The organism is Puniceicoccus vermicola, assembly GCF_014230055.1.
Taxonomy (GTDB): Bacteria; Verrucomicrobiota; Verrucomicrobiia; order Opitutales; family Puniceicoccaceae; genus Puniceicoccus; species Puniceicoccus vermicola.
The window spans coordinates 225440-233573 of sequence record NZ_JACHVA010000127.1; the positions used below are offsets into that span (position 1 = coordinate 225440).

At 52.8% G+C, this 8134-nt stretch carries 6 protein-coding genes and 1 pseudogene; 5 read left to right on the forward strand and 2 right to left on the reverse strand.

Annotation, left to right across the window (positions count from 1 at the left end):
- Positions 1 to 7: 7 nt before the first annotated feature.
- A complete protein-coding gene (locus H5P30_RS17855) occupies positions 8 to 889 on the reverse strand; it encodes a hypothetical protein (protein WP_185694274.1) in 882 nt (293 codons plus the stop codon).
- A gap of 219 nt (positions 890 to 1108) precedes the next feature.
- Between H5P30_RS17855 and H5P30_RS17860 the strand changes: the two genes are divergently transcribed.
- From H5P30_RS17860 to H5P30_RS17880, 5 genes and pseudogenes are all read left to right on the forward strand, one after another.
- Complete coding sequence (locus H5P30_RS17860) at positions 1109 to 3151, forward strand: hypothetical protein (protein ID WP_185694275.1); 2043 nt, start codon at positions 1109 to 1111, stop codon at positions 3149 to 3151.
- A gap of 107 nt (positions 3152 to 3258) precedes the next feature.
- The gene (locus H5P30_RS17865; protein WP_185694276.1) at positions 3259 to 3921 is read left to right on the forward strand and encodes an alpha/beta hydrolase; all 663 of its coding nucleotides are present in this window, start codon (positions 3259 to 3261) and stop codon (positions 3919 to 3921) included.
- 113 nt (positions 3922 to 4034) lie between these two features.
- Positions 4035 to 4310, forward strand: a pseudogene (locus H5P30_RS17870) (sulfatase-like hydrolase/transferase); the annotation flags it as partial.
- 532 nt (positions 4311 to 4842) lie between these two features.
- Positions 4843 to 5766 carry a sugar-binding domain-containing protein gene (locus tag H5P30_RS17875; RefSeq protein WP_185694278.1) on the forward strand — a complete coding sequence of 308 codons (924 nt, stop codon included), beginning with the start codon at positions 4843 to 4845 and terminating at the stop codon, positions 5764 to 5766.
- On the forward strand, positions 5708 to 7201 hold the full coding sequence (locus H5P30_RS17880) for a glycosyl hydrolase family 28-related protein (protein WP_185694279.1): 1494 nt from the start codon (positions 5708 to 5710) through the stop codon (positions 7199 to 7201). Before H5P30_RS17875 ends, H5P30_RS17880 begins: the two co-directional genes overlap by 59 nt.
- Positions 7202 to 7662: 461 nt before the next feature.
- Here H5P30_RS17880 and H5P30_RS17885 read toward each other — a convergent pair.
- Positions 7663 to 8134 (reverse strand): transposase (locus tag H5P30_RS17885; RefSeq protein WP_185691582.1); only part of this gene is annotated, 472 nt, incomplete at its 5' end.

Below are 8134 nucleotides of genomic sequence, written 5' to 3' on the forward strand. Positions count from 1 at the left end.
GGAGCGACTACCCCGTCACTCTATTTGAACGAAGAAAATTGCGACGTCGAAGACAGAACACTCCCGCCAGCATCGCTAGAATCATAGCTCCGGCGGCAGGTTCAGGAACTGAAGACAGGGTAATGTTATCAAAATTGAATCCGCTGGCACTGCGGATGCGCATTGTATTGAAACTTGTATAGATATCACCGGTGGTATCTTCGAAGCTGGAGAAGGTAGTTCCTGCGATGGAAGCGTCGATCTGGACACCCAACACTGTCTTAGTCAGCGTGAGGGAAAACGTCTTTCCATCCGCAGGACCACCAATCGTCGCCGTCTCACTAGGAGTATGAATAATGTTTGCCGCATTGAAATACGAGCTGTCATTCACCACATCGTAATAATTCGGACTCGTGTCTGATCCCGATATGACCTGATGAAACATATAGCCGTCACCATCTGGTGTCAGTGAGCTTCCACCAAAACTGTTCGCTGTAATCGTCGTTTCGCTATTCAGCAAGGCGATGGTAAGATTTCCGCTCGTCGCACCGTTCGGATTATAATCCAGAGTTAATGAAATCGAATCGCCGACATTCGTGAGCGAAACTTCTCCGAACTGCCTGTATGTGTAAGTATTGGTTGCCTGTGCCCCCTGATTTCTCAAGACATCACCACTCAGAGGTGAATTATTATCCGTTCCCACTGTCCATGGGTAACCCCCTTCATTTCCATTGTAGAAGAAATAGCCGTAGTCGTTCAGGCCCGTCGATTGTTTCTCGGACGGGGCCCCCGGATCCACTCCGGTAAAGTCGTCCGAGAACACCGTTCCGGCAAGTAGAGATGAAGCAGTAAGCGTTGGCAGAACCGGAGCCACGACCAGACAACGAACCAGAGACAATTTCTTTTTCATGGGTAACCTTTTTCTAGGGGGGGATCGAGTGAGAAAAAATAGTCCACGGAGTCTAAGGGAAAACCCCGCAAGCCATTAACTAAGTCAATTACAATTGACTTTTAAACTGGAAGTCAATTATGAAATCGAAACAATTTCTTTACTCCCCGGAGACCGCGCAAGATCCCCCACTGCGCTCAAAGCAGCTGAAAAGGATCCGGTCTCCCAGTCCCAACAACGATGAATCCTCCTGATCTACTCTCCCCCGCCCCTTACGAAACCCGTGCAGAACGCTATGACGCGACCCATAGACTCATCAGCGAGACGTGTCGGAAGTGGTTCGATTCAGAAGGGAACTGGATTCATCCCGTCGGAGTCTCCGCGGAGGGAGCGTGGATCCATCCTCCCCAGCCAATCCCCAAGACTTACACCCGGTTCGTATTCTGGATGACGATGGGCCTCCTCTGCGGATCGGAGGAGGACGTTAGACTGGGCAATGCGATTCTCGAAAAGACCCGATTTCATTCCCACAACATCCCCGATCAGCCCGGGGTCGACCCGGAGAAGATCCCTCCCTTCGACATATTTGTGACCAACCACTCGATGCAAATGCTGGCGGTGCACGGGAAGAAGCTCGACGAATCGGTGAAGCAACAAATCGAATTCTGGGCCACCGCCGGGCTCCGCGACTACATGGGAAACCGCTCGGCCGACCTTCAGTTTCACGGTTTCAACGACAACATGCCCGCCAAGGCGACACTCGGACTGATCTTGGGAGGAGAATACTTCGAGGACTCCGACGCATTTGAGCACGGACTCTGGAATCTGCACCAACTGGCCCGCATGTTGTCCAGACGCGGCCTGATCAGCGAATACAACAGCCCGACCTACACTCCATTCACCCTGGTCAACCTGACGGTAATTTCCCAATACGCAAAATCGGAAGAGGCCCGCACATTGGCGTCCCAGTGCTGCGAGCGAATCTGGGCGGAGATCCTCGCGGCCTTCCATCGTCCCACCGGCCTCATGGGCGGCCCCTACTCCCGCGCTTACCACTTTGATTCAACGGCACACCTCTCCACTCAGAGTTTCCTCCTCTGGCTGGCTCTCGACGAGATGGTCCTGCCCAACCCCATCGAGGAATTTCAGAAGGATCCGATTGAGCTACTCCACGCCCATGGGTTCGCCCCTGAATCCCTCGGGCGCCTCGCCTGGGTATCGTCCTGCCAGCTCACTCCTCCCAAAGAACTATTGAGGTGGTCCCGTGATCGCCAATATCCATTCCAGTTTCACGCGACCGCCGAGCGAGGCGGCGATGGCGAGAAATATTGTAGCGAAGTCAACATCACCCAATACCAGGAGAAAGACTTTTCTCTTGGCACCGCCGAGGGAGAGTGCTGGTCACAGCTGCAGTCCGAGGTCTTCTATTTCACCTATCGCAAGAAACAACCGGCCACCCGTCGGGAGGATGTCCGCGTGGCCTACACTCGTTATCTTATCGATGACGAGGACCCCAAGGATCCCGGAGAAAGCCTGAAAACCCACGGGATCGTTCATACCTTACAGGACAAACGCGAAGCCCTGGTCCTCGCTCGGCCGACCCTCAACCTCTCCGCCACCCCGCTCCGCAGACTCCGTTTCTGCCTCATCATTCCCGAACATTTCGGCACGATTGACCGGATCATCGAAACCGAGACCCATCTCTTTCTAGAAGACGGCCCGATTCGCTACGCAGTGCGCCCGCTGAATCCCTCGGACTGGGAAGGAACTGCGAGAATCAAAATGAATCGCATCGAAAACTACCTCCTCCTTTCCCTCGAGAATTATAACGGTCTTCCCCGGCAGTTCACGGAGGAGGAACTCAAGCAGACCCTCAATGGATTCGTCTTCAGTGTCGGCCGCTGCGACGAAGAGACATTCGAAAGCTTTCACGAAAGAGTCACCGACTCCCACTGCCTCGACAGTTGGTACTTCGATTCCCGCACCGTTCGCTACCACAGTACCGAAACCGAACTGGAGATCTGCTACTCTCCGGGAGGCAATCACGTTCGATACGCCAGCATCAAAGGTCGCATCCGTCCGAATCCCGTTTGGAAGGCCGACGGACTCCCCGTCCAGGATCTTCCATTCCTCGGAACTCCCCCGCCGCAACAACCGCTACGCTTCCCCTACCGACACCTCAAGGTCCCCTTCGCACCGGAAGCACCCTGGACCATTCATTCCGATCTCAGCTCCCAAAAAAGCATCTCTTCGGGATCGGGATGGAGAAAGCACCACCCCTAGAGAGCTCACGCAGGCCATCCGAAAAACGTGATCACGGTTTCCTGCGAGACCATACCTGCGTGAAGACGTTTCCACTTCCCTCACGGGCACCCCACCAATCCCCCTCCATGAAATTCGTATTCCCCTTCACCCCTTCCCAGATAGGGATACTCTTCCTCCTCTCCCTTATGAATCCCTCACTCGTCCATGGCACTGAATCCCATTTGGAGAAAAACGGCTGGACCGCCGAAACGTTCAAAAGCGTCGACGTGATCGACCTGAAGATCTGGCACAAGGCACCAGTTGAAGCCGAGTCTGACCCAAAGACAGCGGGAATCGTCTTTTTCTATGGAGGAGGCTCTGCCGGAGGGCACCTCGCGGCCGCATGTGCACTCCTGCCGACCCTGAACGATCCCTCCGATCCGCCAGTGAGCTGTAAACCCAACGCCCTGATCCTCTTCAACCCGGTTTACGATAACGGCCCCGGTGGATACGGCCATGATCGGATGAAAGATCGCTGGGAAGAAATTTCTCCCCTTCACCACATCGACGAAGAGGCTCCACCGAACATCGTCTTTCTCGGAACCGAGGATCAAGTCATGCCCGTCGAGACCGCATGCTATTGGAAAGCCAAGATGGAAGCCTGTGGAGTTCGCTCCGAGCTTTATCTCTACGCCAATCGGAAACACGGATTCTTCAACGGGGGAGAAGATTATACCGACACCGTGCAAAAGATGCATGCATTCCTTGCCTCCCTAGGCTATCTTCCCTTCTTAGGCGCGCCATTGTGACTGACGCACCCCGACCCTGTTCCTATGAAAACCTCTCCCAATTGCATCCTCCTCGTCGGAGAAGATGTCGGCCGTGCCCTGGGTTGCTACGGTGACCCCACGCGAAAACCCCGAATATGGACCGCCTCGCTGCCTCCGGCTGCCGCTTCGACAATGCTTTCAGCACCGCCCCGGTTTGCTCCCCGAGTCGTTCGACCATGGTCTCCGGACGGTATGCCTGGAGTATCGGCACCCATCATCACCGCTCCAACCTCAAGAAACCTCCACGAATGTTCACCCATGAACTGAGAGATGCCGGTTACTACGTCAATTGGGCGAACAAACTGGATTTCAACTTCGAGCCCTCCGAAGACATTGCCGACGAAAGAAAAGAGTGCGCCGAGGATTAAGAGAAAGGGTCCCTGCCCGACCAGCCCTTTTTCCTCTATCACAACTTTACGGTCACCCACGGAAGCAAGATGTGGGGTTCTGAGGAAACCCGTTTTGGTGGTCACAACAAAGAGCGAATGGCCACACCTTCTCCGGCCCGATCACAAGGTCGACCCTCCTTCTATTTGTCCAGCCTACCTGCCCGATCCCCGGCCGTGAGACAAGATATAGCCCGCTTCTACGACTCTCCATTTCGCACGGATCCAGGAAATCCCGTCTTAAAACTCGGGTTAGGGATCACTGTTACAGTAACCACTTCAACGGGCTCTTCTTTTTTTCAGAGAATCGACTAAGTATCACCGATACTCCGAAGCGGTCTATCAATTCGCCATTCCCTCCGGACTTTTTCAACTTTATGATTTTCTAAACTTTCCAATACTCAATGTATGAATCGAGAGCCTTGGGGCTGCCTTTAGCTTTTTTCTGCTAAAGATCGGGAAAAATTCTCCCGGGCGTTTTTCTCTTCCAATCAAGCATCACCACCGAATCCCCATGCTCTATCCTCAACGAAACTTCCCCCGCGAATTTTTCGACCTCCACGGGATCTGGAACTTCCCTCACGAAAAGGAGGAGACAGTCTACACGTCGGGCTTCACTCCAGAGAAACAAGTCGCCGTTCGCAGTAGTTACAACGAAGCCTTTGACGAAGAAGATTTTCGGAAGTGGATGAAGGGATGTTGGTATTCCCGCGAATTGTCACATCCCCGCGTTCTTCAATCCGAACGAGTCGTTCTTCGCTTTGGTTCCGACATTTACAAGGCTCAGGTCTACCTAAATAGAAAACTTCTGGGTGACCACGAGACCGGCTATATCCCTATTGAGTTCGACATCAAAGAGCTGATTCATTTCGGCGAAGGAAACCTTCTCTGCGTTAGAACCGATAACGTTCTTTCCCTTGAAACAGTCCTCATGGATAATCTGAAAAAACACCCAGAAGCGGGCCACTTTGCAGGGCAGTATCCGTATACCCCGATCGACTTTTTACCCTACGCCTGCATTCAGCACCCAGTCTCGATCTACTCCACATCAAGCGAAGCGTGGCTAGAATCCGTGACCGCTCAAACCCAATACGAGGTCCACACGGGGATCGTTCGTATTTCAGGGATCTTTCAAGGATCCGCCACACACGCTGAAATCATGATTCTCGAAACCTCGTCAACTGCTGAAGCTGAGATCAACGAAGGCCATTTCGAAGCCGAGCTGAAAATTGACGTCGTGACTCTCTGGAATGTAGGCGAGCCGAACCTCGACCGGGCTAGCATTCGCTTGAAGGATGAAAGCAAGCAGATCTACGACGAGTATGACCAACTGTTCGTGTTTCAAACCGTCCAAATTGAAGGCAACCGCATCCTTCTTGATGACAAACCTCTCTATCTGCAGGGATTCGAGCGTCACGATGAATACCGCCACCTCTGAACTCTGGGGGAAATCCGGCGAAAATTGGGATCCGAAGGGACGTTTGCCAGACTTCTCTTTCGCCGGTTACCATTCCGGCGAACAGTCCATCCCCGACCACCCTCGTGGGATCAGTGTAATCGACTTCGGCGCCGTTGGGGATGGTCAAACCGACAATACGAAAGCGTTTCAACAAGCCATTGATGAATGCGAAGGCCGAGTCATAGAGATTCCCGAAGGCCAGTATGTCATCCGCGAAATCCTTTGGATCCAAAAACCCGATATAGTCCTCCGAGGCGAAGGCCCGTCCAAAACGGTAATTTTGCCCACGACCAAACTGGAAGCGGTTCGTCCCAGCATGTCGGAAACCGCCGATGGTCTGAGTACGTCGAATTACTCATGGTCAGGAGGTTTTATTTGGATCAAAGGTGATCTTCAGAACGAGTTAATTACGAAAATCACCACGGACGCGGTTCGCGGCGACCGGACGCTTACCGTGATCAATGCCAGCGGGTTGAGTGTAGGCCAAGTGGTGACGATTCAAATTGAAGACAGCGGCGACGCTTCGATCATCCAACACCTCTATGCCGACGACCCTGGGGAGAACGATGACAACCTCAGCTTTCACAGGCAGACGACCCTCGTTTCGCGCATTCAGTTAATCGACGGCGAGCGCATAACGCTTGAACGCTCCCTCCCCTTTGACATCCGTCCGGAATGGAAAGCCGAGGTCCTGACATTCGCACCGAGCGTGACCGAATGTGGGATCGCAGACCTCAGCATTGAATTTCCAATCGAACCTTATACTGGACACTTCAAGGAATTGGGCATGAACGGCATAGCCATCGAGCAGGCAGCACACTGCTGGGTTCGCAATGTCGAGATTCGCAATGCCGACAGTGGAATTTTTCTGGAAAGTCACTTCTCCACGATCGACCACTTGGTTCTGACTTCCAAACGTCCGAAACTTCAAGGCGACACCGGACATCACGGTGTTTCCTTCAGCAGCTATGCGCAGGACAACTTATTGCAGAACTTCGACTTTGAAACTCGATTCATTCACGACATCACCGTGGAGAATATGGCCTGCGGAAATGTCGCCAAACTCGGAAAAGGCCCGGACCTTTCGCTTGATCATCACCGTTGGTGCCCAAATCGAAATCTCTTTTCTCAAATTGATGTCGGCACCGGAGAATCCGTCTGGCGTTTCGGCGGTGGACCGCAGCGTGGAAAACATACCGGACGAGGCGCCACATTCTGGGGAATATCCAGCAAGCAACCGATTTCCCACCCAGGAGTCCAGTTCGGTCCCGCGGAAGTGAATTTCGTCGGTATAAATAGCCATGTGCCCAGCATCAGGGAAACCGACGGTCTCTGGTGGGAATCCATTCCCCTCGAAGACCTACAACCAACCGATCTCCACGAAGCTCAGTTGAAACGACGTCTCGTGGGATAGCTTCCGGGACCGTTCCATCCAGCCACGAATTAGACACTACACCGCCTCTTGGGTGCGGTGGACGGCGTTTGCTCCGTCTCTTAAACAGAAACGCTACACGATAAAACCCCTCGCAGACTTTGCTCGCGACATCCCTCTAGAAGAAAGCATAACAAACTAGGGATCCTAGGGATTCCCCGTTCTTGTTGGCATGGCAACCATCGGCTTTCAGATACATTTTCGCCGACGATAAATATCACCGTCGTCAATCCGCCAGAGTGACAGTAACAGTTGCAGTCAAGTTTCCAATTCGCTGATGTATCGTTTAAGTTAACCCTAATACGATTTGTTTTGCTCGTCAAAGTCCATCGATTTTCCCCAATGCTAAAAGCCCTTCTTACCTTCGCAATCTAGGGTCTACTCCAAAGTTTGGGGACCGGGCATAATTTGTGATTATTTTTCTTTAGGATTATTGTGTGTGTTCATTGGCACTGAGCGAGGACGCGCAGTCGGTAATTTTCAAAGTTTCTGAAGCCGAAGGCTCTTCTTTGGATGAGTTTCATTTTTCTGTGGAAGCCTTCGGTGATGGCATTGTTTTTGGTAAATCGCCACATGGTGGCGATGGGCTCGATCCATTGTTGGAGGGTCTTGGCGAGGGTTTTGAGTTGTGCAAAGCCCTGTTGTTGTAGTTCTTCGATATGTCGATAGAGCTCTTTGGCATTTGATCGACACTTCTTTGCTGTGCAGGACTTCTGGCAGAGAAGGGAGTGGATTTGCCATCGTTTGAGATAGAGGGGCTCGAGGGTTGGGTGCTTGTCGAAGAGTTCCTGACGGCGTCGGATCTGTTTTTGCGAGAGGCGCCCGGGTCGGGTTCGCAGGATCGCCAGGAGTCCGCTGTTGCGGGTAATCTCGGGAGCAATCTCACGGCAAAGGCCCGTGAAGTGATGAGCGAGT